Source organism: Peribacillus sp. P4_C12, assembly GCF_056402095.1.
Window position 1 is genome coordinate 1 of record NZ_JBFUIB010000901.1, and the last position, 1,081, is coordinate 1,081.

Consider the following 1,081-nt stretch of genomic DNA (forward strand, 5'->3'; position numbering starts at 1 on the left):
CATCATTATTGTGAGCACCTTTTTTGCCTAAAATTTTCGGTTCAAAAAAAATGAACATGAAAACGATTATTTCACTTCCATAATACCAGATGGTGAGCACTTTTACGTCAAGATGTTGATAAGTATATTCACGGGGAATTATCTTTTTTCTTGCAGGCACCACATTTTGGAAGCAAAAAAGTTAAACATCAGCGGAAGCAAAAAGTTCAACCAATTTCTGAATAAAAATTTCCAGTTCTCTTTGCATTGACTCATATGATTATCGATACAATTCGAAGACAAGTTGGGCTGATTTTACACTTTCTACACTAACAATTAATTTTAATAAGACTAACACCGAATCGGTGATGGTCTTATTTTTAACCACAATCTTTAGCTGAATAAGCAAAAAGCTTTATCCAAAGTTCCTTGAAATATTAATTATTACAAATCATTGTCCTGTAATACATTTAAATGCTTCTCTATCCGCCACCAATACGCCATCACTTGAGTAAATAATACAAAATGAACTATATTTTTATAAACAAAAAAAGACCCAAACCCCTGTGATATCAAGGATTTGAGCCTTTGGTAGTTGATGACCTGAGAGGGATTCGAACTCAGGACCCCGACCCTGTCAAGTTAAGGGTCCAATATCCCCAAAAATCTTATGACAAAATCCCCATCCAAATTTTCATAGCCGTTGCCAAAATTAATAAAGCTAAGATGACTTGAAGTATTTTTGTATTCATTTTTTTACCAGAGATCGCTCCTAGTGGAGACGCTATTAAGCTAGCTATAACCATGATTAAGGCAGGATAGAAGTCAACTTGCCCTGTTGAGATTTTCCCTACCGTTGCGCCAATCGATGAAATGAATGTAATCGCTAAGGAAGAGGCGATTGTTACCCTAGTTGGGATTTTCAAGACGACTAGCATAATAGGAACTAATAAGAATCCACCGGCTGCACCGACAATCCCTGAACCCAAACCGACAATTAAGGCTAAAATTGCAGCAAGCCATTTGTTAAAGGTTACTTGATCCAAAGGAACGTCATCTATTCCTTTTTTAGGAATAAACATCATGACAAACTCCCAATGAC

1 protein-coding gene is annotated in these 1,081 nt (G+C 36.2%); it reads right to left on the reverse strand.

From position 1 onward, the window contains the following. Positions 1-647: 647 nt before the first annotated feature. Positions 648-1,081: sulfite exporter TauE/SafE family protein (locus AC1DUW_RS30070; protein ID WP_477644346.1), on the reverse strand; the 434-nt coding region annotated here is incomplete at its 5' end.